Source organism: Alteromonas sp. G4i35, from assembly GCF_054960375.1.
In genome coordinates this window covers 116,931-142,697 of record NZ_JBHNZD010000002.1, presented here as the reverse complement: position 1 = coordinate 142,697, position 25,767 = coordinate 116,931, and the positions used below count along the sequence as shown (strand labels likewise).

The following is a 25,767-nucleotide window of genomic DNA, read 5'->3' as shown; positions in this document are numbered from 1 at the left end:
GATAAACTATGCCTGAAAGAAAATTTAGATTGGTTACGCGAAGTGATTTCGATGGACTGGTATGTGCGGTTTTATTGAAAGATTTAGACTTAATTGACGATATTTTGTTTGTTCATCCAAAAGACATGCAAGACGGTAAAATTGATATTACCGAGAATGATATCACTACTAACCTGCCTTACGTTGCGGGTTGCCATATTGCCTTCGACCATCACTTAAGTGAAACAGTGCGTAACTCAGGCGATATTGATAATCACATCATTGACCCGAAAGCGCCCTCGGCGGCACGCGTTGTTTACGACTATTACGGAGGTGCAGATAAATTTCCTAATATCTCAGTAGATATGATGGACGCGGTAGATAAAGGAGACTCTGCACAGTTTAGCGAAGAAGAAATTCTTGAGCCCACAGATTGGGTGCTCATGAATTTCATTATGGATGCGCGAACTGGTCTTGGTCGTTTCAGAGATTTCAAAATCTCTAACTATCAGCTAATGATGAAGCTAATAGATGCGTGCAAAGACCACAGCATTGAAGAAATACTGCAAATGGAAGACGTGGCCGAGCGCGTGAGTTTGTACCATGAGCACAATGAAATGGCGAAGGCGCAAATTGCCAAGTGTTCTACTGTATACGACAACCTAGTTGTGCTTGATTTAACCGACCAAGAAACCATTTACGCGACAAACCGGTTTGTTATTTATGCCATGTACCCCGACTGCAATATCTCTATTCACAAGATGTGGGGGCTGAAAAAGCAAAACGTGGTATTTGCTATTGGTAAATCCATTACTAATCGTAGCTCAAAAACCAATGTGGGAGAGTTGTGCTTGAAGTATGGCGGCGGTGGTCACATGAACGCAGGTACATGTCAGGTTGAAACCAGCAAAGCCGAAACTGTACTCGGCGAGCTTATCGAAACCATCACGAGTGATGGCTAAAGTTAATTGAATAAGAACGGTGGGGCAGAAAAAGTACTCTGACCCCATTTTTTTATTGGGTTAGCCTCACTTTAAAGAATTCGGCCAGAGTTTTACTGATCACTGGGTGCTGTGTATCTTGATTGAACAGACAAATATTTACCTTGCCTAGCTTAGGCAGATGCGGGTGGTTTAGCGCTACTAGGTTTGCCGGTAAGCTAGATTTTGCTAGAGCTGTCACGCCTAAACCTTGCTGAATGGCGGCAACCAGCCCGCCTAAATCTGCATTGGTGTAGCTGATTTTCCATGCAAAGGTTTGCTGCTTTAATTGTTCAATAACGCGGCTTCGATACATACAACCGTCGGGAGCAAGCACTAAAGGAATATTGTTGCCAACCAACGGATGAGCCGTGTCGCCAACCCAAACCACGTCATCTTCTAACACTACTTCGCCTTCTGTCTGCTCGCCCGGATTCACCAACGCCAAAATCAAATCGAAATGATCGCGCTGCGACGGGTGAAGCAAATCACGGCTTAAGGCCGAGGTCACTTCAAGTGATACATCGGGGTAACGCTTTGAAAATTCGCCAATTAGACCCGGCAATAATGTAGAAGCAAATTCATTGGGAATGCCAAGACGCAAGCGACCGCTTAGCGGGGCAGGGGTTAAGCTGCGAAAGATGTTATCGTTAAGCTCTAGCAATTCTTTCGCTTTTGGGTACAGCCAATTGCCGTCGGCGCTAGGCACATGCCGTTGCCCAACTTTAGTAAACAGCTTGCGGTCTAACTGCGACTCTAGCTTTTTAATTTGTAGGCTTATTGCCGGTTGAGAACGGCCCAAAAAATCGCCCGCTTTAGCGTAGCCACCAAGCTCAATAACGCTAACGAAGGTGCGTAAGGTATCAAGGGAAAGCTGCTTCATAGTTAATTACACTTTCTAATGAATTTGCCTGCTTTTATTATATTTTTAAATGTAAGCGGGCGAAAGGCGTAATTTTGTATGTTTGTGCGTTCTAACCAAGTTAGGGTTGCCTTACTCGATGCGCTCCCTCTACCGATTGCTGCATAGTTCGAAGTGCAAGGGTGTTGGGCTGTGCAAGTGGCGTTGTGTTATTAGAAAAGCGCTTCATTCCCGCAAAAATGCAGTACCACGAAGGTCGCAAATAAACCAATTTGTTATCTACTTCATTAAGCGCTTGTTCAAAGCTGGCGCCTTTGTCCCACGCATTCAGCAAATAAGAAAGGGTATCCGGCACCTTTAAGTCTTCGCGACAGGCAACCCAGTAGGCAGAATCGTCGCGCGTATTTAAATAGTAATGAGCAGCAATGTAGTCCCGAATACCATCGAACATTCGGTTTATCTCAGAATTATAGCGTTCCTCTCTTCGCGAATTGTTACTTTGCCAGCAATCGATAAAGTGATGCAGTGCGTACTGCACCAGCATAAGTGCAGTGGCTTCCAATGGCTCAATAAAGCCCTGAGACAACCCTATGCATAAACAATTACCTTTCCAGTGTTCTTCTAGTCTGCCTACGGTCATTTTCAAATGCCGCGCCTGCTGATGGGGTTGGTCTGGTTCTAATGCAAGTCTAAGCTCTTCTTCTGCTTTGGCTTCAGTGCAAAATTGTGAACTGTACACATAGCCGTTGCCGGTGCGACTAGTTAGGGGAATGTGCCACTGCCAGCCGTGACTAAGCGCAATAGAGCGAGTTTGTAATGCAGTTTCTGGTGATGCTGTCGCGTCGCTGGCAATGGCTACGGCAGCATCGTTAAACAAGGTGTCGGCATAGCTTATAAACTTTCGCGACAGGGCTTGTTTGCCAAGAAGCCCACGAAACCCCGAGCAATCAATAAAAAAGTCTGCGCTTAATGTATTTCCGTCATCCAGTTTTAGCGAGTTAATAGTGTGCTCATGACATTCTACATTTGCCACAGTGCCTCTCTGATGAGACACCCCTTTGTATAGCGCGTATTCTTTTAAGAAGTCACCTAACAGCCCTGCATCAAAATGATAGGCGTAATCAATATTCGCAGAACTACATATGGCGTCGGGTGTAATGCCTTTTTCTACCATGTGCGCTGCAGTAAAGTAGTGCGACGGGTTAATGTCGTGCGAAGCGCCTTTTCTGTATTCATTTACCGCATTGAAGTACATATCCGCGGTGGGAATATCTAAAGAAGAGAAGAATGGGTGAAAATAGTTGTCAGACTCGGTGAACGCGGGGCCCGTTTTTTCTGTTCCAGCCGTTGTAGTCCAGCGTTCAAAGCTAATGCCCATCTTATACGTGGCGCTGCATTTCAGCATCCACTCACTTTCATTTATTCCGAGGAACTCAAAAAAGTGGCGCAGATAAGGCGTTGAACCTTCGCCTACGCCAACGGTGCTGATAACCGCTGACTCAAGAAGTGTTATTTTAGGGGCGCAGGCAGGTACATTACTGTTATTGGCCATCAACTCGGCGGTTCTTGCCAAGTAGCACGCCGTCATCCAGCCTGCTGTTCCGCCACCCACAATCACGATTTCTTGAGGTAATTTGTTCATTACTGTTTCTCGGTTGACGCGCGCACTACCAGTTCAGGGATGAAAGTATGGTTAAGATTGTCGTGGGCGGCTTTGGCTTTTTTAGCTCGTAAATACTGAATTAACGACGCCGCAGCATGCTGCGCTATTTCATTAGTTGGCTGAGATGCCGTAGTTAACGGCGGAAAAGTCTGACGAGAAAAGGGGCTGTTCTCGAACCCAGCAATTGCGAGTTCTTGAGGAACATCTACCCCCTTCATTCGTGCACCAAACAACGTACCCGCTGCAATCTCATCGTTACACGCAAACACAGCGGTAGGGGGCGGCGACATGGCAAGCAGCGTTTCAGAGCTTTTAACCCCAGTTTCAAATGAGTAGGTGCCCTTGATAATTAACGACTCATCAATTGCAATACTCGCTTTTTCTAACGCCGCTTTGTAGCCGTTCAAACGCTCAATGGTGGATTTGTGAATTTCTTCACCGGCAATAAACGCAATGTTTTTGTGACCCTGGCCAATAAGGTGCTCAGTAATATCGTATGCCGCTTTGAAGTCGTTCACCAACACGTAGGGGAGGGGCGATGGAAAGAGGCCGTCTCCAGATAAAATACGCACATAACTTATTTGGTTTTGATCAAGTTCCGATAATACCTCTGGCATTTCTGATAGCGGAGGCGAAAGGATAAGGCCAGCCAATTGAGCAGTGTCTACCATGTCCACCAGTTCTTTCGCTATGTTTTTAGAGCTTGCATCGCACGGGTGAATTAACAATTCGAAATTGTTTTTGCGACACACATCCAATATGCCTTTTTGCATATCGATTATGTAGTAGGCGTTGGGGTTGTCGTATACGTAACCCAGTACCGATGCTCCTTTGCTCGCTAAGTCTCGCGCTGCCTTGTTCGGGGTGTACTTTAAGGCCTTTATCGCCTCTTCAACACGTTGCAAGGTGTCGGGTTTTACCGTGCCTTCCTTGTTAATTACGCGCGAAACGGTCTTTATCGAAACCCCCGCCATTTCGGCAACACTTTTGATGGTAGCAGCCAAATTCGATCTCACTCTAAAAATTGGTTTAATTTTCAACAATTAAGAAGCTTGTATTACTTTTTTGTTAAAAAATTAATTGCAGCCTTACATTGTGTCATGTAAGTTAACATTCAATGACAGCGTTGTCATCAAAAAGCTGTACCCCACAACAACGCCTGTCATTTTATTATTTCAATAAATGACAGCGTTGTCATTTTTGGCTGAGAGAAGGTAAATACAATGTTCAAAAACCAACAACATAAACTAACAAGAAGTGTTCGCCTCGCCATAGCTATGGGCGCATTAACAAGTATTTCAGCACCTATTGCGGTAGCACAGGAAGCAGGTGAAACTGAAATCATCGAAGTCACAGGGATCCGCGGAAGCCAAAAGGCCAACATCAATGCCAAGCGTTTTTCTAACGCCATTGTTGACGCTATCACTGCTGAAGACATTGGGAAGTTCCCCGATAAAAACGTGGCAGAAACACTAGCCCGTGTTCCGGGTATTACCATCGACCGCGATTTTGGTGAAGGGCAAGGCGTAACTATACGCGGCGTTCAGCCAGACCAAAACTTGACCCTAGTGAACGGTCAAGCCGTGGGAACCGGTCAGTGGTTTGTGTTATCAGACGCAACCCGTAACTTTAACTTCGAAATTTTAGCGTCAGAAATGATTGCGGGTTTAGAAGTGTACAAGTCGTCTCAGGCAGACATCGATGAAGGAGCATTGGGCGGAACGGTAATTCTGAAAACACGTAAACCGTTCGACCTTGACGCTAATTCGGGACAAATCTCGGTAGAAGGCCAGTATGGTGATATCGCCGATTCACTCGACCCAACGCTATCTGGTTTGTACAGCTGGAAAAACGATGACGAAACCTTTGGTATTCTTTTCTCAGGCTCTTATCAAGAAAGAACGGTAGAGCGTGAAACTAACGAAGACTTCGGCTGGTTCGGCCCTAGCATTCCTCGTATCGACCCACTTATTGAAGCACCTGTTGGTGCTTCACAAAAAGGCGCTATTCCATGGGGAATGGGCTCAGCGTTGTTTAAGCAAGACCGCGAGCGCGTTGGTTTTGATGTAACTGCTCAATGGGCACCTACCGACGACTTCGATGTGTCTGTCCACTATCTATCGTCAACGCTTAAAGCTGACAACGTAAACTCTAACTTAATTGGTATTCCGTTTCGCGGTGTGGCGTACACAGGTACAGATACCAGTCCGGGTACGGTGAGCAGCGACAACGTAGTAGAGTCCCTTAGCATGATGGGTGTAGATAACCGCCCTGAGTGGGCGCGCTTTATGGCGTATGACAACATCTTCCGCGATGGTTCTGAAATGTCTACCGAGATTGTAGATATTGAGGGGCACTACCTTATGGGTGATGGCAAGTTGCACTTCCAGTTAGGAACAACCACGGGTGAAGGCGAAAACCGAGATTTCTTTACTGAATTTTGGGCGAGTGCGAACGACCCGCGTGCAGCCATCGATTTTTACAACCCAGGTGGTGACAACCCGTATATCGATTTTACAACGGCAAGCCCATGGCTAGCTAACCCAACAGATGAAATGTGGTTGGGAGGAATATTCGACCAGCTAAATGCAACGGAAGATAAAGAAAACTATATCCAGTTTGACTACGAGCATTCTGTAGATTGGGGTGCAGTAACCGAAATCAAAACGGGTATAAAGCGTCGCGATCGTAGCTTTGCGCAATCTCGCTACAGAACTGACTTGGCCAACTTAGCGCCGGTGGGTGAAGGTAGCCTTGGCCCCGCGTCATCGTTTTGGAATGGCGACATGATTAACGTGTCTCACGACAACACCAACGGCGTGGCTGCCAGCTATTTCTTCCCTGACAAAGACAGCATGTACAACGCGCTATATAGCGTAGCCGAATGTGCAGATGACACTACTATACTTTGCCGCCGTACCGATGAATTCTTAGATGAATCTTCATTTGAGATAGAAGAAGATATTACTGCACTTTACGCCATGGCGAAATTTAGTGGCGATGGTTTCAGAGGTAATGTGGGTATGCGTTACGTTGAGACCGATTCAACTTCGAACGGTTACGACCTAACAACAGGCGAAGCGGTAGCGTTTGACGGTGGTTACAACGAATGGCTGCCAAGCATCAACTTGTCGTACGACTTATCTGAAGATGTGTTGCTACGTATGGCGGCAGCACGCGTGCTTACACGTCCAGCACCGTTTCAGTTAGCACCTGCGGTAAACTTAACGCCTGAAACTAGCTCTGGCTCTGCTGGTAACCCGCAGCTTAACCCGCTAACTGCTAACCAATTTGAAGTGGGTGCAGAATGGTACTTTAGCGAATCATCGGTAGCCGCGGTAACAGTGTTCAAGAAAGATATTAACGACTTTATCTTTACCAAAACCGTATCTCGTGAAATTGATGGTCAGCAAATCAATCAGCTAAGAACGCCAGAGAATGGTGGTTCAACCTCTATCGACGGTATCGAAATGCAAATTCAGCATGTGTTCGACAACGGTTTCGGTGGCTACGCTAACTATACCTACACTGATGTGGCCGACGCACAAGTAGATGACGCGGTTGCCGTTACAGACGATGACGGCAACATCATTGGTGCTACTATCGCAACGCGCTCAGTAAGCTTCCCGAACACGTCAAAAGACTCGTTTAACGTAGGTGTGTTCTACGAAACTGATCTTTACAGCGCGCGCTTAAACTACAACTACCGCTCTGAGTACTTTATTGCCCAAGCTGAAATTGGCGATCAGTACCGCGACGAACAGTCACAGCTAGATGCGCAGGTAAGCTGGAACGTGACAGAAACCATTACACTTAAAGCTGAAGCCCTTAACCTTACCGACGAAATCTGGGAGAACTACTATGTTCGAAGCAGTGACGGTAAGCGACTTGGTGGAACGCAAAGTGCCAATGGACGCCGTTTCTTCATTGGCGCTAGCATGAAGTTCTAGTTGCTAGTATGTGAAGATAGTTCGTGTGTTCACTATCTTCACTTAGCATAGGGTAGGGCGTTTGCTTTACCCTTGTTTTACTCTGAAATTGTGATTTAAGGATGTGCGACGTGATCCGCAATTCGACGAATTTTGTCAAAGCGTGCTTGAGCTTATCGTTACTACTAGTGGGTAGCGCTTCGGCAATGGCTGAAACGCCTTCGCTACAGCAAGCCAGCTTGAATGCGCTAGGAGAAAGCCTCGATATACATTACGAAGTATTAAGTAATGTGGACGATAGTTTGTGCCGGGTACATATTCCAAAAGGCGACTGCTTTTCGTCAGAGCTTACGATAGCAACCATGGCAACCCCCATTGAAGCCTCTACGTCGCTTTACTTTAGTCATATTGCGCCTATTCGCGGGTATGACTCAAAAAATGCAATTCGCATTGAGCATATAAACGGTGACCTGCACCGCCTAACGTTCGAAGAAAAGGTGAGCGCAAGTGAGCAAGTTAAGGTAACGCTATCTGCGCCCTTTTGGCACGCCTCTCGCTCGGACGCAATGCCGAATTATTACTTAACTTACCCTGCTTTATCACCGGTGGTGATTGCCTCCACAACTCGCGTGAAAGAGTCGGGAAGCAATTTACTCATCAATCAACACACTGGCTTGTGGAACAAACAAGCCCAGTACAAACGCACTGAAAACGACAATACACCGCTTATGGACAGCGCGTATTTATACAATGAAGGCGATTCAGCGCTAATTTCAGGTGATGCCCAGAACCGTGTTATTCCTAACGTAGGTCAAAGAGGTGATACTGGTAAATTTGTTTCTGCCGCGGGCATTAAAATAGATAAGTCTGACCAAGACATGCTTGCTCCAGCCATTGAGCAAATGGCCTATTTTGGCCTCACTAACCAGAAAACAGGCTTACCGCTTAAGGTTATTATTCGCAGCGCTAACAATGCGAACGCCCTTGCAAATGAACCCGCAACGACAGGCACAAAAGAAGGTTATGCGCTTAGCGTAACAGAGCAAAGCGCTACGATAATTGCCAACGATAACATTGGTGCTAACTACGGTCTGTTAACGCTAATGCAAGTATTTGATGCGCAGCAAGGCCGCTTTCCTATCACTGAAATTGCAGACTCGCCACGATTCGAATTTCGCGGAATGCACTTAGATATTGCTCGCCACTTTCCGGGAAAAGCCGCGATTGAATCCGTTGTTCGCCAAATGTTCACTTACAAGCTCAATAAGCTACACCTTCACCTAAGTGATGACGAGGGCTGGAGATTAGCTATCGATGCTTTGCCCGAGCTTACCGAAATTGGTGCGTTTCGATGCCACGATTTGTCTGAAACACAGTGCTTGCTTCCTCAGCTAGGAAGCGGGCCTTTTAAAAGTGCTACAGGTAACGACTTTCTTACCCAGCAAGACTACATTGATATTTTAACAATGGCGCATGCGCGCGGGATTGAAGTTATTCCGTCGCTTGATATGCCTGGCATGCCCGCGCAGCAATTGTTGCTATGAATGCGCGCTACAAGCGGCTTATGGCAGAGGGTAACTCAGATGCTGCACATGAATTCTTATTGGTAGATAAAGAAGATAAAACCCAATATGAAAGCGTTCAATTCTATTCAGATAACACCATAAACCCCTGTTTAGATAGCAGCTATCATTTTATCGAAACCGTACTTACTTCTGTGAAATCACTGCATGAAAAGGCCAGCGTTCCGTTGACGCACTTCCATGTTGGCGCCGATGAAACCGCCGGTGCTTGGGTGAAATCCCCTGTGTGCGCTGCTAAAGGTCAAAAAGCAGATGAAATACTGCCAGCGTTTGTTACCGAAGTGCAGAAAATTGCGCAAAAGCACAATATAGCAATTGGTGGCTGGAGCGATGGCATGGAAAAAGCCGTAAATACACTGGATAACAGCAGCGCGTATACCAACGTTTGGCATCTTCTTGCTGCGGGTGGAGAGAAAACAGTATCGCATTTCGCCAAGGAAAATATTCCGGTAGTACTTTCGTTTCCAGACGTGCTTTATTTTGACTTTCCTTACCAAAGCAATCCTTATGAGCCTGGCTATTACTGGGGCTCACGGGCAACCGATACGGAAAAAGTATTTTCGTTTATGCCCGAACAGCTGCCGCTTCATGCCGATGTATGGACCGACCGTATGGGCCACAGTTACAGCAGTTCTGCTGAGGCCGACACATCATCAGTAATCGGTATTCAGGGGCAGCTATGGTCGGAAGTCACCGTGAATCAAGACGCCGTGGAATATATGGTGTTTCCCCGACTATTGGCCTTGGCTGAACGGGCTTGGCACTACGCTCCATGGCAACAAAACGCGAAAGGTCTTCATGAAAAAGGCGGTTTAGTAAACCAGCAGGAAAGCGATTGGCAAGCGTTTGAGTTAGCGTTATTTAACCGCCATGCACCCGCGCTAGTGCAGCAGGGAGTGAATGTGCGTGTACCTACGCCAGCAGCGGTAATTAACAATGGTAAGTTACATATAAAGCCAGTGTCTGGTCTTACGATGGAGTATTTAACTTCAGGTAATAAGTGGGAAACCTTTACCGCTCCTGTTGAAGTGAAGGGGAGCGTCACTGTTCGCGCTAGAATTGCGGGAACACAGCAAATGAGTCGACAGGTGCAGCTGTAAGTTCCTGTTTTTATTGGTTAAAATGACAGCGTTGTCATGTTTTTACCAAGTGCATCTATGCATTTATCTATACTGAGATGTTTAAATGAGCTCTGATTTATTTTTTATTGGCATAGACGGTGGTGGCACCAAGTGCCGAGCACGATTAGAAGACGTTGACGGAAATGTCTTGGGTGAGGGCGTAAGTGGCCCCGCCAATATTATGCGCGATAGCGATTTAGCTAAAGCGTCGATAGTAGATGCGATTAATATCGCTATTTCGAATGCGGGGAACGCCAATGCATTTGAGCAAATTTCGCTGTCGCAGTGCGTGGTGGGCGCAGGTCTAGCTGGCGCGAACATTGAGTCTGCGAAGCAACAGTTTGAACAATGGCAGCACCCGTTTCATTCGCTACACGTGTTAAGCGATTTACACGCCGCATGCGTTGGCGCACATAACGGAAACCCGGGAGCAGCGATAATTATTGGTACGGGTTCATCGGGCACTATGTGGCAAGATGAATCTTTTCAAGATGTTGGTGGGCACGGGTTTCCTATTGGCGACAAAGCCAGTGGGGCTTGGCTAGGCTTAAAGGCCGTGCAGCACACGCTATTGTGTTTAGATGAGTTGGAAGAAAAGGATGAACTTGCAGCAGAAGTGTGTAACGCCCTGCAATCATCATGTACCCAAGAAATTGTAGCGAAATGTGCGGAATTTAACACCCATCACTATGCCGCCTTGGTAGAACGTATGCTGCCTTTGCTATACACAAAGCAAAACAAGGTTACCGCACTTTTTGAAGAGGGTGCCGTTTACATTGAGCGTATGGCAAAGCGACTTCTTGCAGATCACAACCATTGTTTAGCCATGATAGGTGGGCTTAGCAATGTTTATTCAGCCTATTTTTCAGAATCCATCAAAGCGCGTTTAGTACCCTGCAAAGCAACGCCGCAGCAAGGTGCTATTTATCATGCAAAAGCCGCGTTTAATCACAAAGAAGGTGAGAAATGAGTTTATCTATAATGGCAAAAGAAGCCAGAGAGTTTCCGTCAGTTATTGCACAGCAGTTAGATAAGAATGATGAAGCGATCAGTCAGTTAGCGGGTAGGTTACAGCAATTAAACCCTAACTTAATTTACATCATTGGTCGCGGTTCGTCAGATCATGCCGGCGTGTTTGGAAAGTACCTATTTGAAACCGAGATGGGTATTCCAGTGTGCAGTGCCGCCCTTTCAATTGCAGGCATATTTAAACGCCAATTGAATTTGAAGGGGGCGGTAGCTTTTATTATTTCTCAATCTGGTCGTAGCCCAGACATACTAAAGCAAACCGAGTCGGCCAAAAACGGCGGGGCGTTTACGGTTGCCTTCGTGAATGATGAAACGTCGCCATTAGCCGAGCTGGCTGATGCCGTTATTCCTTTATCTGCCGGGGAAGAAAAAGCAGTAGCGGCTACTAAGAGCTTTTTAGCAACGCTGTCGGCGCTTCTCCATTTGTGTGCCCGTTGGAGCGAAAATACCTCGCTATTTAATGCGCTAAAAACCATGCCTTCGCAGCTAGAAGCGGTAATCAATGCGCCGTCTCAGCTAACAAGAGCCCATCTAGAAAATACGCGAAACACCATTGTTTTAGGACGTGGCTTTGGCTATGCGGTTGGGCGAGAAGTAGCGCTTAAATTAAAAGAAGTATTGGGTATACATGCCGAAGCGTTTAGCAGTGCAGAGTTCATCCATGGCCCAGTGACGTTAGTTGAGAAAAAGCTGAAGCTTATTTCGTTAAACATAGAAGATGAGAGCGCACCTTTTCATCAAAACATGGTGCAAGATGTGAGATCCCGTGGCGGTGAGTGTATAGATCTGCAAGGCGGAGTAACGTCCCAACACCCAAGACTGGACGCACTTTTACTAATGCAACGCTTCTATCTGGATATAGAGAAAATTGCCGTTGAATTAGGTTTGAACCCAGATACGCCACCCGGATTAAACAAGGTAACGAAAACCCAATGAAGACCATTATTCTGGCTGAAAAGGTGCTGATGAACGGTGCCTGGCAGCATAATCAGGTGCTGAGTATTGAAAAGGGTGTGATAGCTGACATTGCACCTCTTTCTTACTTTAAGAAAGACGCAATGGCGACAATCAACAAGCGCATACGCGGTGCAGTTATTCCAGGCTACATCGACACGCAGGTAAATGGTGGTGGGGGCGCGATGTTTAATCACGCTCCCACGCTTGAAAGCATAAACGTGATGGCCGAAGCGCACTTGAAATACGGCACCACTACATTGTTTCCAACGCTCATTACCGACGATATAGACACCATTGAGCAAGCGGCAGATGCAGTAAGCGAGGCCATTGCACAGGCGCACCCCAGTGTTGAGGGGGTTCATTTTGAAGGGCCGCACCTTTCTTTTGAGAAAAAAGGCGTGCACTTGCCACGCTATATTCGCGCACTTTCAGATCGTGAATTGGCAACCTATACCCGAAGAGATATTGGGCAAGTCCTTATCACCGTTGCGCCTGAAAACGTGCCTTGCGACATCATCCGCGATTTGGTGGGGCAAGGAGTTATTGTTGCATTAGGGCATTCAAACGCACCTTTTGAAACCGTGCAGAATGCATTGGACGCTGGGGCATCAGGCTTTACCCACCTTTATAACGCCATGTCGCCACTGACTTCCAGAGAGCCTGGAATGGTGGGGGCGGCGCTACTTAACAACAGCGTGTGCGGGATAATTGTGGACCATCATCACATTCACCCGAAAGCGGTAGAGTTGGCTTATAAGGTGAAAGGGCCGCATCATTTAATGCTAGTAACTGACGCCATGGCCCACGTGGGCGCAAGCGACGATACCATCGCGTTCTTCGATACTCATATCACGCGCCAAGGTAACAAGTTAACCACGCCCGACGGGACGTTAGCTGGTAGCTGTTTAGATATGCACGGCGCAGTAACGAACAGCATTAATGACATCAATATCGCATTAGAACATGCCAGTACCATGGCAAGCGCAACGCCAGCACACTTCACCAAAATACATGATAGGGTAGGTGAAATAGAGGTAGGAAAGCGCGCTAACTTTTTAGTGATAAACAACGACAATACTCTGTTAGAAGTGTGGCAGAACGGAAGTAAACGCCTTTGCGCTAACTAACAACATAATAATAAATAAGAGATCTTTGCTATGACAACACAAGCTCAGTCGCAAGTACCCAACGCAACAGGAATGGGGCGCTTTGTACCTATTCTAAGTATCGGTTTACTGTTTTTCATTTTCGGCTTCATTACATGGTTAAACGGGGCATTAATTCCGTTTTTGCAAATGGTGTGCGAGCTAACCGAAATGCAAGCGTTGCTTATCGCCTTTTGTTTTTACATCGCTTACGTAGTCATGGCGCTACCCATGGCAAAGATCCTCGAAAAAACAGGCTACCAGAAGGGCATGAGCCTAGGGCTTAGCATTATCGCCGTGGGATGTTTGTTGTTTGTACCTGCCGCACTTAGCGCCATGTTCCCCGTGTTTTTGCTGGCACAATTTGTGGTAGGTAGCGGTTTGACCATACTTCAAACAGCATCAAACCCGTTCATTGTTCGCCTAGGTAACGAAGAAAGCGCTGCCGCTCGCATTGCCTTTATGGGCCTTCTTAACAAAGCGGCTGGCGTGCTGGCTCCTATTGTTTTTACTAGTCTAGTGTTAAGTGGTTTGCCTGACGTAAACCAAGAGTCGTTAAACGCCATGCCACAAGAGGTAAAAGCCACGCTAATTAATGATATGTCTGTCTCACTTATTCAGCCTTACGTTGCAATGGCAATCGCATTGGGTGTACTGGCGCTGGTATTTATGCGCCTTGCATTGCCAGCCATTAATGATGAGCAAGCAGAAGGCGAAACTGCGGAAGCATCGCTTTCCTCAAGTAAAGATAAAAAGATCCTGCATTTCCCACACTTAGTATTGGGCGCAATAAGCCTGTTTTTCTACGTTGGGGTAGAAGTTATCGCTGGCGACACCATTGGGTTGTATGGCTCTTCAATTGGCGTAGAAAATGCGACTACGCTAACGTCATTTACCATGATTGCTATGGTTATCGGGTACGCAGTAGGCCTTATTTGTATTCCTCGATTTATATCTCAGCAAACGGCGCTACTAAGCTCTGCGGTATTGGGCGTAGTTTTTACCACATGCATTCTAATGAGCTCAAACACTGACACTGGGATCTCTGAAGTGTTGTGGGGATGGACGGGTGTGCAATCGCTTCCTTTCTTACCTAACAGCGTGACCTGTATTGCGCTTCTTGGCTTGGCAAATGCCATGGTGTGGCCTGCAATTTGGCCGCTGGCGCTAAATAATTTAGGTAAATACACTGCACAAGGTTCGGCACTGCTTATCATGGGTATTGCAGGTGGTGCCATTTTGCCCATGGTTTACGGCGGAGCTAGTGAGCTAATTGGTGGTCAAAGTGCCTACGCGATTATGCTTCCTTGCTACTGCTTTATTGCTTATTACGCCGTATTGGGCTGTAAAAAACAACGCTGGTAAATGCCAGTGTTTTACCGTGTGGCTCACGGTTCAACTGTTTAAAGAAATGCGCTTTTAAGCGCATTTCTTGTTGTTGGTCTGCGCTGCTGCATTAAAACTGTTGCTGTCGCATTAAAGTCGGTGCTGCCACATTATAAAGGGCAAGTAGTTGCGGTAGTTTGACGAGTCTTCACCAACTCTTAACTTATACTGAATATTTGTATTTCTGATGTTCAGTGTTCAATACATTTGCTTTTTAAATGTATTGATAAAAATTTCCAATTTGTTGCATAAACGTTAGCTCACTATACTCAATTTCGTTTTCTACCTTTCAAATTAAGAAGAGTAAGTGGAATGTCTAGTACCACCGCCCTACACGCAAAGCACCTAGAAGCCGGTGCGAAAATGGTCGATTTCTTCGGCTGGGATATGCCAATTAACTATGGTTCACAAATTGAAGAGCATCACGCTGTGCGTCAAGACGCCGGTATGTTTGATGTGTCTCACATGACCATTGTTGACGTAAAAGGCGCACAAGCCAAAGCGTATCTTCAGTACCTTTTAGCCAACGACGTGGCAAAACTAAAAGACAAAGGCAAAGCGCTATACAGCGGCATGCTTAACGAAGAAGGCGGTGTTGTAGACGACCTTATCGTTTATCACTTCGACGAGACTAACTATCGCCTAGTGGTTAATTCAGCAACGCGCGAAAAAGACATGAACTGGTTAATGAGCAGAGCAGAAGGCTTTGACGTAACCATCACCGAGCGCCCTGAATTTGCCATGATTGCCGTACAAGGCCCTAACGCAAAAGAAAAAGCCGCTACCTTGTTCAGCGCAGCGCAAAAAGAAGCGGTAGCGGGCATGAAGCCATTCTTTGGTGTACAAGCCGAAGACTTGTTTATCGCCACCACAGGTTATACCGGTGAAGCAGGCTACGAAATTATGGTGCCAGCTGAGCAAGCGGAAAGCTTCTGGCAAGCACTACTAGACGCGGGCGTTAAGCCATGCGGCCTAGGTGCTCGCGACACACTTCGCCTAGAAGCAGGCATGAACCTGTACGGCCAAGATATGGATGAAACCGTATCGCCACTAGCCGCCAACATGGGCTGGACAATTACATGGGAACCGGCTGATCGTGACTTCGTAGGGCGTAAAGCACTAGAAGCGCAGCGCGAAGCGGGTACCGACAAGCTAGTAGGCTTGGTGATGACTGAAAAAGGCGTGCTGCGTCACGGTCTTAAAGTGAAAACAGAAAGCGGCGAAGGCGTTATCACTTCAGGTACGTTCTCTCCAACTTTAGGTCACTCAATTGCGATGGCACGAGTACCAAGTGATGTTGGTGAAACAGTAGAAGTGGAAATGCGCAAAAAGTGGGTTACAGTAAAAGTGGTTAAGCCCTCCTTTGTTCGCAATGGAAAAAGTGTTTTGTAAGGCCAAAAGCTTCTAGGCCCCGAAAGTTAACAGAGAATAACAGGAACGATTATGAGCAACATCCCAACTGATTTACGCTATGCCGCTACGCACGAATGGGTTCGCCCTGAAGGTGACGGTGTTTTCACTGTAGGTATTTCTGAGCACGCACAAGGCTTACTTGGCGACATGGTTTTCGTTGATTTGCCAGATGTTGGCGATGCAGTAAGCACTGGCGACGACGTATGTGTTGCTGAATCGGTAAAAGCAGCGTCTGACGTTTACGCGCCAATTTCAGGTGAAATTGTAGCGATTAACGAAGACCTAGAAGATTCACCAGAATTAGTTAACTCTGACCCATACGGCGACGGTTGGCTATTCAAAATTAAAGCTGACGATGCGGCAGAAGTAGAAGGTCTACTAGACGCTGAAGGCTACGAAAACAGCATCGACGAAGAGTAATTCGTTACGCAGTTTTAAAAGAACCATAATTTGAAAAGGGGCATGAAGATAATTCAGCCCCTTTTTAACTTAAAGATTTAACGCGCCCTTGCGGCAACCATTACGAGTGCTTAACAACGTTATGTCGAATACTTCCCCTACATTGGCTCAACTAGAGCAAAAAGATACTTTTATCCGCCGTCACATTGGCCCGGGTAAAGGCGAAATTGAAGAAATGCTGTCTGCTATTGGTGCAAGCTCACTAGACGATTTAATTGAGCAAACTGTACCGGCAGGTATTGCGCTACCAGAGCCACTAAAATGTGGTGAAGGGGCGACAGAAGTTGAAGCATTAAGTGAACTTAAAGCCGTTGCACAAAAGAACAAAATTAACCGTTCTTTCATTGGTATGGGTTACTACGATACACACGTACCAAACGTTATTCTTCGCAACGTACTAGAAAACCCAGGCTGGTACACAGCGTACACGCCTTACCAGCCAGAAATTGCTCAAGGTCGTTTGGAAGCTATTCTTAACTTCCAACAAGTAACAATTGACCTAACTGGCCTAGAGCTAGCATCTGCGTCATTACTTGATGAAGGTACAGCGGCAGCAGAAGCCATGGGTCTTGCTAAGCGTGTGTCTAAGAACAAAAAAGCGAATGCGTTCTTTATCGCTAACGACGTTCACCCGCAAACGGTTGACGTGGTTGAAACTCGCGCTGAAATGTTTGGTTTTGAAATCATCAAAGGTGCGGCAGAAGAAGCAGCAGAACACGACGTATTCGGTGCGCTACTTCAATATCCAACCTCTACCGGTGAAGTAAAAGACATCAGCGACATCATTGCTGCGGTACAAGCGAAAAAAGGTATTGTAGCAGTAGCCGCTGACCTAATGAGCTTAGTAATGCTTAAGTCGCCTGGCGAGCTAGGTGCAGACGTTGCACTTGGTAGTGCACAGCGCTTTGGTGTACCTATGGGCTACGGTGGCCCACACGCGGCATTCTTTGCTACACGCGACAGCTACAAGCGTTCACTACCTGGCCGTATTATTGGTGTAAGTAAAGACACCCGTGGTCGCCCAGCACTTCGCATGGCGCTACAAACCCGTGAACAGCACATTCGCCGCGAAAAAGCGAACTCGAACATTTGTACAGCGCAGGTGCTGCTAGCCAACATGGCAAGCTTCTACGCGGTATACCACGGCCCACAAGGTCTTAAAACTATCGCTGAGCGTATTCACCGCTTCGCCGACATTCTTGCTACTGGTCTAAACCAGAAAGGTGCGGAAAAAGGTGTAGCCCTTAAGCACAGCACGTACTTCGACACGCTAACCGTAATGGTAGACAACAAAGAAGACGTACTAGCAAAAGCCTACGCAAAAGGCATGAACCTTCGTGCTGACCTTGAAGGTGCGGTAGGTGTGTCGCTAGACGAAACCACCACACGTGAAGACATTGTTGCGCTATTCGACGTACTGCTTGGTGAAGATCACGGCCTAACTGTGGAAGGCCTAGACGCAGAAGTAACCACGCAAGACGTGAAATCTATTCCTGAAGGTTTAGTACGTACTAGCGACTTCCTAACGCACGAGGTGTTTAACAAGTATCACTCTGAAACAGAGATGCTTCGTTACATCAAGAGCCTTGAAAATAAAGACTTGGCGCTTAACCACTCAATGATTTCATTGGGTTCGTGCACCATGAAGCTAAATGCAACGGCTGAAATGATCCCTGTAACATGGGCTGAATTCGGTCAGCTTCACCCGTTTGCACCACTAGACCAAGCAGCGGGCTATCAAGAAATGATTGCCGAGCTTAGCGAGTGGTTAATTAACGTAACAGGTTACGACGCGCTTTCAATGCAGCCTAACTCAGGTGCTCAAGGTGAATACGCAGGCCTATTGGCTATTCAGCGTTACCACGAAAGCCGTGGCGAAGGTCACAGAAACGTGTGTCTAATTCCAAGCTCTGCCCACGGCACTAACCCTGCGTCTGCGCAAATGGTTAGCCTTAAAGTGGTAGTAGTAGCGTGCGATAGCAAAGGTAACGTTGACCTTAACGACCTTCGCAAAAAAGCGGAAGAAGTGGGCGATAACCTATCGTGCGCCATGATCACATACCCGTCTACTCACGGTGTATATGAAGAAACCGTACGCGAGATTTGTGACATTGTTCACCAATACGGCGGTCAGGTTTACATGGACGGCGCGAACATGAACGCGCAGGTGGGCATCACGTCACCAGGCTTCATTGGTTCAGACGTATCGCACCTTAACCTACACAAAACCTTCTGTATTCCACACGGTGGTGGTGGCCCAGGTATGGGACCAATTGGTGTTAAATCGCACCTTGCGCCATTCCTACCAAACCACACGGTTGTTAATGTAGAAACGGCAGGCAAAGACTGTGGAGCGGTATCGGCAGCACCATGGGGCAGTGCATCAATTCTGCCTATTAGCTACATGTACATCAAAATGATGGGTAGCGCTGGCCTTCGCCGTGCAACCGAAGTAGCTATTCTTAACGCTAACTATGTGGCTAAGAAGCTAGAAGGGCACTTCCCAGTGCTTTACAAAGGCAACAATGGCCGCGTAGCGCACGAATGTATTATTGACCTTCGCCCGCTTAAAGAAGCAAGCGGTGTAACGGAGCTAGACATAGCGAAGCGCCTAAACGACTACGGTTTCCACGCGCCAACCATGAGCTTCCCAGTAGCGGGTACGCTTATGATTGAGCCAACCGAGTCGGAAGCGAAGTACGAACTAGACCGTTTCATTAACGCCATGGTGAGCATTCGCCAAGAAATTGCGAAAGTAGAAAGCGGCGAGTGGGATGCAACAGACAACCCGCTACACAATGCACCGCACACACTAGCGGATATCTGTGACAGCGACTGGAACCGCAGCTACGACCGCATGCTAGCAGCGTACCCAGCGCCAGAAGTACACAGAAACAAGTTCTGGCCAACTGTTAACCGTATTGACGACGTTTATGGCGACCGTAACCTGATCTGTTCTTGCCCTAGCATTGAGAGCTATGTTGAGGAGTAGGGTGGTGGTTTAGCAGCGTTGCTGTTAAAGCTTAATTGATTTGAAAGGCGAACTGGATGGTTCGCCTTTTTTATGACAGGTTTATCTCGAAAAGTGCTAGAACCGAAACTGCCAATCCGTAAGTAAAAATGTCTTAAAGCAGCGAATTTTCAACTTAGAAATAAGGATACTGCCGGAAAAGTTTTACTCACGGCTTGTCTATCTTTGAGTAGTATGTCCGCATCAATACTTTTAAGGTGCATGGTTTTATTTGCAATATGATGCATCTAAGTAATAAATTCGGATATAAAACTTACTTTAACTATTGTAATTCATTTAATCTAACACTTGCTATTTGTTCATTATTATCTGCTTGTATCTCAATGCCAGTGACTCTATAACCTTCATCATCTTTAACTAAATCAATAACAATTGGAGACCCCAAGTACCTTTTTCCATTTATTCTTAGATCTAATTTCCCATCTCTAAAGTGATAGCTCCAATTGTTTGGCCCATTGTTTTCTATCTCAAAAAACGCAGTTCTTCGGATACGAAAACTATTTATGAATTCATCTGAAGTTAATTTAATTTCGCTGTTATTAAATGTGATAACTAACTCGCCATCTATATACATTGATGCAGCTTTTTTTCGAGCGTTTTCTGTTGATGATTTGTTTATGAAATCAGACATTTTGAAACAATTTTCATTATTACAGTCAACACCATAAAAATCACACCGTCCACCACGAACAACAGATAGGTCAGCTGTTGGAAGTTGTGAGTAATTGGTTGCTGAAAAGCGACTTGTCTTTCCATCAAATTCGAGCCCATTAACAGCGTCTGAAGCCCAATCCTTTATTGAACAGGCCGTTAATATCGCTTGGTCCAATGAATTTAAAGGAAGTTGGCCGACATAATTTGAGTATGATCTAGCCAATGCATAGAGAGGCTCAAGGCCATCATTTCTTGCATTTTTATTTGCATCACTTATTACATTCTGCCAAGCTTTATAATCTCTGATTTGAGCCCTATCTAGACCATTATGTAAATTAAAGCCCTTGAAAAAAGATTCTGTGGTATCAAGCTCAATGGTAATAAAGTTCTCTCCTGCTGCAGTTATTGCTATTTCGCTACCTTTAATATCCTCTGGCGATACTTGTAAAGTTATGGCGTCAAATTTCGAATCAGCAGGGAATATGGTTTCAATTGTAGAGAGCAATGAATTAATCCCTGTAATTTGCTCTGTAGAAAGCGATAAGTCATTTGAAGCGTTTATAATTTTTTTAATTACTGCGTTGTTTTCACCTTCCCACTCTTGCACTACGATTTTAACAGTGACTGGACCATCAAAAATAAAAGGGCGAATAAGTTGTAACTCTAGCCCATCTGTAGCTCCTAAAGATTCGTAGCTATATATATCGTTACTATCTCTTTCATAAGAAAATAAAAAAGTTTTTTCTGGCTCACCAAATTCCGGAGTAACTTCAATGTAACCAAGTCCAAATTGTTTGCGGTCAAGAGCAAAGCGTTTAATTGCTCTAGTTATCAAAGAACTATCATCTTCACCCTCGGGTAGGTTAATAGACGAAAGTTTTATCACTGTGTATTGCTTCGAACTGTCATAGGTAAAGTTGTCACCTGACTGTTGTCCTATTTCAAGTGTTTGAGTCAAGCCGCAGAAAGGAGGCATGAAAAAGAATAGCATCAAAAGAAGTTTGTTCATTTATGTCATCCCAGAATTGATAGGGTCAGTCTTCACTAAGTATTCGTTGTTCAGACTAAGCCAGAGTTTGTTATGTAACAGTTGGACGACGTTTAATTTATTAAATTAATTAGCTGGTGCACACATCATCCATGAAAAATGGGTGGGATACATAGATGATTCACACTCCCTTAAATAGGTAAGCTCAAATCTTTCCGGAAGTCAAGTTTTGAGAGCTGCATAAGTCAGCTTTGTTAGTCCAAGGTAAACGCTTCAGAAATTTATTTGTACTAACTAGTCTTACCAACGCTTAAGTATGTAACTTAGCCAAGTAGCACTGCTCCGCTGACATATTTGCCGCTGGTTTAAACCAGAAAGACGCAGCGAAAGGTGTTGCCCTTAAGCACAGCACGTGAAGACATTGTTGCGCTATTCGACGTACTGCTTGGTGAAAATCACAGCCTAACAGTGAAAGGTCTGGACGCAGAAGTAACTACACAAGACGTAGATTCCATTCCTGAAGGTTTAGTTCATATAAGCGACTTCCTAACGAACGAAGTGTTTTACAAATATCACTCTGAAATAGAGATGCTTCGCTACATCAAGAGCTTTAAAAAAAAGACTTGGCGCTTAACCACTCAATGATTACATTGGGTTCGTGCACCATGAAGCTAAACGCAACGGCTAAAATGATCCCAGTAACATGGGCTGAATTCGGTCAGCTTCTCCCGTTTGTGCCACTAGACCAAGCAGCGGGTACGCTTATAATTGAGCCAACCAAGTCGGAAGCCAAGTACGAACTAGACCGTTTAATTAACGCCATGGTTAGCATTCGCCGAGAAATTGCAAAAGTAAAAAGCGGCGAGTGGGATGCCACTGACAACCTGCTACACAACGCACCGCATACGCTAGCAGGCATTTGTGACAGAGACTGGAGCCGCAGCAGAGACCGCATGCTAGCGGCGGATTCAGCACCAGAAGTACACAGAAACAAGTTCTGGCCAACGGTTAACCGTATTGATGACGTTTACGGCGACCGTAACCTGATCTGCTCTTGCCCTAGCATTGAGAGCTATGTTGAGGAGTAGGGTGTTGGTTTAGCAGCGCTGCTGCTAGAGCTTTATTGATTTGAAAGGCGAACCTTGGGGGTCGCCTTTTTTGTAGTATTTATAGAGTTGATATTCTGACTTTTACAGTTTAGGGGAAGTGGACACCGTCACTCAATTCGATAGTTGATCATTGTTCGATGAACAAAACTAAAACATCGATTATCGATAAGTACTGTGTACTTCCATAGAGGCTACCAGTATTGCTAGAAGTTAACAGAACGCAAAATTAGCTTGGCATAACTTACGCCTGTATTTGAGAGTCGATACTTACGCCTCTTCTTTTGCATTTTTACTTCGAACAAAAAATTTGTATTTTGACTAAAGAAGCGCCCTACATTGTTGACGAACTTGTTGTTGCCTACGTTTAATTTATTAATTTCATTTGTTATTTCTGTTGTAGAGAGGTACTGCCCTCCTTCACCCATTTGTTCCCTTGCTAGGTAAAGTGCAACAATAATAAGTTTTCGCAAAGGGAGTTCATTCATAGGTGCTTTGTGTGAATGTATTTTAGGAAGCTGGAGTAGATCAAAGTGTTTCTCATACTCTCGATAGAAAGAATCAAAATCCGTATCATTTTTGATTTTTTTTAGCTCATTCAAATTCAAGATCTCAGAAGTACCCATTTGTAACTCTCTATTATCTCTTTGTTCAATAGACTCCTGCTGGTAATGCTCTCGCTGTCTTTTCATTCTCCTTTCTGCGCGAATCGCCTGACTACATTCAACGTATGCCAGTGAAGAAGTTGAACTAATGTTATTTTTTACATGTTCTATTTCGTTAACTATTCTAAATCCCGTAATTACGCAGTTTTGAAGTTCGAATTGTTGAAGGTATTTGAGTACGCGTTCAGCAACGATAGTCGGCCTCACTTTAAGGATTTCTTTTGCAAACTCTCCAATTTTCACATTACTGTCTAGACCATGATTCTCTCTGAAAATTTCTTGCATAAAATCAGAGGCTTCAATATGGAAAAAGTCGTGTTCCTCCACTAAATAAATTGCGATTGTCGTTTTGCCTGCGCAAGTTAAACCTGAAACAAAGTGGCAAGAGTTTTGTACGAGCTGATTTTGAAGAAAACGCTCGGCGTTTAAATCTTTTTTTGTCAAAAATCCTTTTATTGATAGCAATTCTAAAAGTTTCTCGAAAGGTTCCCTTCTGAAGTCGTGAAGATTGGCTTTCTCAATTGGCAGTTGACTCAATACAGAGCTTTCTCCATCGGGGATAAACCATTTATTAAATGTCTGATTGTCTAACCAGGGATAAATAGGATTGGTTTCAAAGCTATTTTCAGTCTTAGTGATTGTACCTGCTGTTGTACCAATAAAGTGAAAAGGTTCTTCTTGAACGTGAGGCAAATAGAGTAAAACATCGGACCTCACGATGGCTCTTCGATCATTACCTAACATCGATAACTCCAGATCGATGTCCTCAAACTTTGTGTTTTGCATCCAAAATTTTATATCAACCCCCGGATATTCCTTTCCATATTTTTTAGAAAGGGCTGGGATGTCTACTGAAGTATCCTCGATAATAAAAGGCTTTTGTTTTCCTAACTTGGAGATTGATGCTTGCTTTTTTGCATTGTTGAAGCTTTCTTCTAAAAGTCTTTTTCTGTCTTCAATTCTCGGCTCAACATAGTTTGCATTTGCCCTAACTTCCTTAAAGTTAGTGATCTTTATATCAAAATCACGACAAAGGTACCTTGCATGTTGCGTTTTAATTCGGCTAGAAGTGAAAAATATAAGCTCTAGCATTTTGATATAACTCTTCCTTGATTATTTGGAGTAAGGGATATAATTTCCACATTCTGATTACTCAGCTCAGCCATCAAAGACTCAATTTTTGAATTATTAGTTATATAAAATACTCCTGGGCCCATACTGCTCATTCCCGTTGCAATATCAAGTCTGTCTCCAGTTTTAAGTAATTTTCTTGTCCCCTCGTTGCTAAGCTCGATTTCCAACTGCTTCCATTTTGTTTTTCTAAGTGTTAGCAGCGACGTGCAAAGAGTTTGAGCATCATTTTCGATAAATGAAGGCATTATTGCCATCAAAGAGATATATGTTGCTTCATACGCTTCTCTTTTTGAAATAGGAGTATTCTCTTCGAAGAATTTTTTTTCGTTCAGCCCATTGGTAGCCACGCCGTCACCTGGAATGGCAAATGTAATATTCCAGTCAGGTATCTCGTGTCTACAAATTGGTATTGGCTTATTGTCAGGAATAGTAAAACTAGATGGCTGATGAGGTGAGTTATTTGCTCTCACTCCTCCATCGAGGATAACACCACCAGAAAAATATGTGTTAATTCCAATGCCCGACGTTCCCCCTCTATTAGATAGCTTACAAACATCTTCCTCACTATAGCTACACTCATTTATAATTAAGAGGCATTCTATAGAAGCGAGGGTTAAGGCTGTTCCCAGCCCTAAACCACGGTGAAAATATAAATTTCCACTAATGCTTATGTTTGCAGAAAATGCTAACTTCAATTCACTTTTGATAAATTCAAGTTTTTGAATCAATGATTCCACTTTGCTTTTATCTGTACATTTACCTTTATAATGAATCTGCGATGTTGCAGACCGCTCTGCAACAAGCTTGAGATCGTGATTTACGGCGAATCCGATTCCTCCATTTTTCCGGAACTTACATTTATGCATAGCATGAAGGTTCAGATGAATTCTAAGTGGAGGGTGTATGATAATCCGTTCCATCGCTCCATTCCTGCTCAAAATAGTCTTTGTAATCCTTTATGAAATCTGCTGATTCTTCGAAGTGTATAGAGTGAGAATATTTACTCTTTTTATTATTAAAATATGGCCCGATAATAGCATCTTTATCAGTTATAAAAATGTTATGCGCGGGAATATGCGAATAAGTTTTTACTGAAAACCTTTCTCCAAATCGTCGACTAAGTTCGTTAAGTTTATCAATTATAGAATCAAAGTCTCTCTGTAAACTCTCTGGAAGCATGCTCCTATCTTGAACCATTAAACGAACTCTTATTCTTTGGTTCTCGTTGAGTCGCTTTATTAGGAGGTTGTCGTTACCTCCATCAGTACAAAAGTCGTCACAAAATCGTTTGGCGGTAAAGAAAAAACAATCAATTCTACCTCCAGAATCTCTAATCAATTTGGTGTAATAGTCTTTATTGTCACGGCTTGTGAGAAAGTTTTTAACCTTTGAAATAGCCAACCTTTCATTGTTTCTATAATCCAGATAGGAAATTGCATACTGGAACAAAGCCGTTACCGAAGCTACCACACCACCTCCCAAAATCGCTGACCACTTGTCACTCAAATGAGTAAAAGAAAATAACAAAAGTAAAGTGGCGCATAACAGAATTAGAATGAATAGCACTAAAATTGCTAAAGAGAAGTTAATACGTATTTTCTTGAATTCCTTCAATTGAATTATTTCCTTATATTAAGTTTTTTGCCTAATACCGGGGGACTTGTTTGTCATCACTCAGGATTT

The 25,767-nt window shown here is 44.7% G+C and carries 17 protein-coding genes and 2 pseudogenes; 12 read left to right on the top strand and 7 right to left on the bottom strand.

Annotated elements, in window-relative coordinates:
* Positions 1 to 8 precede the first annotated feature (8 nt).
* Positions 9 to 941, top strand: a complete 933-nt coding sequence (locus ACFI6L_RS01585; protein ID WP_039228034.1) for a DHH family phosphoesterase — start codon at positions 9 to 11, stop codon at positions 939 to 941.
* Between the two features lie 52 nt (positions 942 to 993).
* On the opposite strand, the gene ACFI6L_RS01580 is transcribed toward ACFI6L_RS01585, so the two are convergent.
* From ACFI6L_RS01580 to ACFI6L_RS01570, 3 genes are all read right to left on the bottom strand, one after another.
* Positions 994 to 1,842, bottom strand: coding sequence for a LysR family transcriptional regulator (locus tag ACFI6L_RS01580; RefSeq protein WP_014950370.1), 849 nt, complete (start codon positions 1,840 to 1,842; stop codon positions 994 to 996).
* A gap of 100 nt (positions 1,843 to 1,942) precedes the next feature.
* Positions 1,943 to 3,463: a tryptophan halogenase family protein gene (locus ACFI6L_RS01575; RefSeq protein ID WP_462573302.1), complete on the bottom strand. Its 1,521-nt coding sequence runs from the start codon at positions 3,461 to 3,463 to the stop codon at positions 1,943 to 1,945.
* Complete coding sequence (locus ACFI6L_RS01570; protein WP_462573301.1) at positions 3,463 to 4,488, bottom strand: LacI family DNA-binding transcriptional regulator; 1,026 nt, start codon at positions 4,486 to 4,488, stop codon at positions 3,463 to 3,465. Before ACFI6L_RS01570 ends, ACFI6L_RS01575 begins: the two co-directional genes overlap by 1 nt.
* Before the next feature lie 219 nt (positions 4,489 to 4,707).
* On the opposite strand from ACFI6L_RS01570, the gene ACFI6L_RS01565 reads away from it, so the two are divergent.
* From ACFI6L_RS01565 to gcvP, 10 genes and pseudogenes are all read left to right on the top strand, one after another.
* Positions 4,708 to 7,434 (top strand): TonB-dependent receptor, encoded by a 2,727-nt coding sequence (locus ACFI6L_RS01565; protein ID WP_462573300.1) that lies wholly within the window; start codon positions 4,708 to 4,710, stop codon positions 7,432 to 7,434.
* A 101-nt stretch (positions 7,435 to 7,535) separates the two neighbouring features.
* A pseudogene (locus ACFI6L_RS01560) lies at positions 7,536 to 9,700 on the top strand (family 20 glycosylhydrolase); the annotation flags it as partial.
* A gap of 15 nt (positions 9,701 to 9,715) precedes the next feature.
* Positions 9,716 to 10,096, top strand: coding sequence for a chitobiase/beta-hexosaminidase C-terminal domain-containing protein (locus ACFI6L_RS01555; protein ID WP_462573330.1), 381 nt, complete (start codon positions 9,716 to 9,718; stop codon positions 10,094 to 10,096).
* Positions 10,097 to 10,181: 85 nt separating this feature from the next.
* Positions 10,182 to 11,087 (top strand): glucosamine kinase nucleotide-binding domain-containing protein, encoded by a 906-nt coding sequence (locus tag ACFI6L_RS01550; protein WP_462573299.1) that lies wholly within the window; start codon positions 10,182 to 10,184, stop codon positions 11,085 to 11,087.
* Complete coding sequence (gene nagB-II / locus ACFI6L_RS01545) at positions 11,084 to 12,082, top strand: glucosamine-6-phosphate deaminase NagB-II (RefSeq protein ID WP_462573298.1); 999 nt, start codon at positions 11,084 to 11,086, stop codon at positions 12,080 to 12,082. The genes ACFI6L_RS01550 and nagB-II overlap by 4 nt, the downstream gene beginning before the upstream one ends.
* On the top strand, positions 12,079 to 13,230 hold the full coding sequence (nagA, locus tag ACFI6L_RS01540) for an N-acetylglucosamine-6-phosphate deacetylase (protein WP_462573297.1): 1,152 nt from the start codon (positions 12,079 to 12,081) through the stop codon (positions 13,228 to 13,230). Before nagB-II ends, nagA begins: the two co-directional genes overlap by 4 nt.
* Positions 13,231 to 13,260: 30 nt before the next feature.
* Positions 13,261 to 14,613, top strand: coding sequence for a sugar MFS transporter (locus ACFI6L_RS01535; protein WP_462573296.1), 1,353 nt, complete (start codon positions 13,261 to 13,263; stop codon positions 14,611 to 14,613).
* 333 nt (positions 14,614 to 14,946) lie between these two features.
* Entirely contained in the window at positions 14,947 to 16,026 is a 1,080-nt protein-coding gene (gcvT, locus tag ACFI6L_RS01530; protein WP_239218183.1) for a glycine cleavage system aminomethyltransferase GcvT, read from the top strand.
* A 51-nt stretch (positions 16,027 to 16,077) separates the two neighbouring features.
* On the top strand, positions 16,078 to 16,467 hold the full coding sequence (gcvH, locus tag ACFI6L_RS01525) for a glycine cleavage system protein GcvH (protein WP_014950360.1): 390 nt from the start codon (positions 16,078 to 16,080) through the stop codon (positions 16,465 to 16,467).
* Positions 16,468 to 16,588: 121 nt separating this feature from the next.
* Positions 16,589 to 19,498 carry an aminomethyl-transferring glycine dehydrogenase gene (gene gcvP / locus ACFI6L_RS01520; protein ID WP_179984216.1) on the top strand — a complete coding sequence of 970 codons (2,910 nt, stop codon included), beginning with the start codon at positions 16,589 to 16,591 and terminating at the stop codon, positions 19,496 to 19,498.
* A gap of 301 nt (positions 19,499 to 19,799) precedes the next feature.
* On the opposite strand, the gene ACFI6L_RS01515 is transcribed toward gcvP, so the two are convergent.
* A complete protein-coding gene (locus ACFI6L_RS01515; RefSeq protein WP_462573295.1) occupies positions 19,800 to 21,200 on the bottom strand; it encodes a hypothetical protein in 1,401 nt (466 codons plus the stop codon).
* A gap of 390 nt (positions 21,201 to 21,590) precedes the next feature.
* On the opposite strand from ACFI6L_RS01515, the pseudogene ACFI6L_RS01510 reads away from it, so the two are divergent.
* Positions 21,591 to 22,267 (top strand): annotated as a pseudogene (locus ACFI6L_RS01510) (hypothetical protein); the annotation flags it as partial.
* A 224-nt stretch (positions 22,268 to 22,491) separates the two neighbouring features.
* Here ACFI6L_RS01510 and ACFI6L_RS01505 read toward each other — a convergent pair.
* Genes ACFI6L_RS01505 through ACFI6L_RS01495 form a run of 3 tightly spaced genes read right to left on the bottom strand, consistent with a single transcriptional unit; the run spans position 22,492 to position 25,698 of the window.
* Positions 22,492 to 24,042: a non-canonical purine NTP pyrophosphatase gene (locus ACFI6L_RS01505; RefSeq protein WP_462573294.1), complete on the bottom strand. Its 1,551-nt coding sequence runs from the start codon at positions 24,040 to 24,042 to the stop codon at positions 22,492 to 22,494.
* The gene (locus tag ACFI6L_RS01500; RefSeq protein ID WP_462573293.1) at positions 24,036 to 25,004 is read right to left on the bottom strand and encodes a beta-ribofuranosylaminobenzene 5'-phosphate synthase family protein; all 969 of its coding nucleotides are present in this window, start codon (positions 25,002 to 25,004) and stop codon (positions 24,036 to 24,038) included. Before ACFI6L_RS01500 ends, ACFI6L_RS01505 begins: the two co-directional genes overlap by 7 nt.
* A complete protein-coding gene (locus ACFI6L_RS01495; RefSeq protein WP_462573292.1) occupies positions 24,973 to 25,698 on the bottom strand; it encodes a hypothetical protein in 726 nt (241 codons plus the stop codon). Before ACFI6L_RS01495 ends, ACFI6L_RS01500 begins: the two co-directional genes overlap by 32 nt.
* Positions 25,699 to 25,767 lie beyond the last annotated feature (69 nt).

Bases quoted from the DNA above. Each gene is read 5' to 3' on its own strand.
- gcvP (WP_179984216.1), top strand. From the start codon at position 16,589: ATGTCGAATACTTCCCCTACATTGGCTCAACTAGAGCAAAAAGATACT.
- gcvH (WP_014950360.1), top strand. From the start codon at position 16,078: ATGAGCAACATCCCAACTGATTTACGCTATGCCGCTACGCACGAATGG.
- ACFI6L_RS01550 (WP_462573299.1), top strand. From the start codon at position 10,182: ATGAGCTCTGATTTATTTTTTATTGGCATAGACGGTGGTGGCACCAAG.
- nagA (WP_462573297.1), top strand. From the start codon at position 12,079: ATGAAGACCATTATTCTGGCTGAAAAGGTGCTGATGAACGGTGCCTGG.
- ACFI6L_RS01585 (WP_039228034.1), top strand. From the start codon at position 9: ATGCCTGAAAGAAAATTTAGATTGGTTACGCGAAGTGATTTCGATGGA.
- ACFI6L_RS01500 (WP_462573293.1), bottom strand. From the start codon at position 25,004: ATGGAACGGATTATCATACACCCTCCACTTAGAATTCATCTGAACCTT.
- ACFI6L_RS01505 (WP_462573294.1), bottom strand. From the start codon at position 24,042: ATGCTAGAGCTTATATTTTTCACTTCTAGCCGAATTAAAACGCAACAT.
- ACFI6L_RS01580 (WP_014950370.1), bottom strand. From the start codon at position 1,842: ATGAAGCAGCTTTCCCTTGATACCTTACGCACCTTCGTTAGCGTTATT.
- ACFI6L_RS01565 (WP_462573300.1), top strand. From the start codon at position 4,708: ATGTTCAAAAACCAACAACATAAACTAACAAGAAGTGTTCGCCTCGCC.
- nagB-II (WP_462573298.1), top strand. From the start codon at position 11,084: ATGAGTTTATCTATAATGGCAAAAGAAGCCAGAGAGTTTCCGTCAGTT.
- ACFI6L_RS01535 (WP_462573296.1), top strand. From the start codon at position 13,261: ATGACAACACAAGCTCAGTCGCAAGTACCCAACGCAACAGGAATGGGG.
- ACFI6L_RS01515 (WP_462573295.1), bottom strand. From the start codon at position 21,200: ATGAACAAACTTCTTTTGATGCTATTCTTTTTCATGCCTCCTTTCTGC.
- gcvT (WP_239218183.1), top strand. From the start codon at position 14,947: ATGTCTAGTACCACCGCCCTACACGCAAAGCACCTAGAAGCCGGTGCG.
- ACFI6L_RS01575 (WP_462573302.1), bottom strand. From the start codon at position 3,463: ATGAACAAATTACCTCAAGAAATCGTGATTGTGGGTGGCGGAACAGCA.
- ACFI6L_RS01555 (WP_462573330.1), top strand. From the start codon at position 9,716: ATGGTGTTTCCCCGACTATTGGCCTTGGCTGAACGGGCTTGGCACTAC.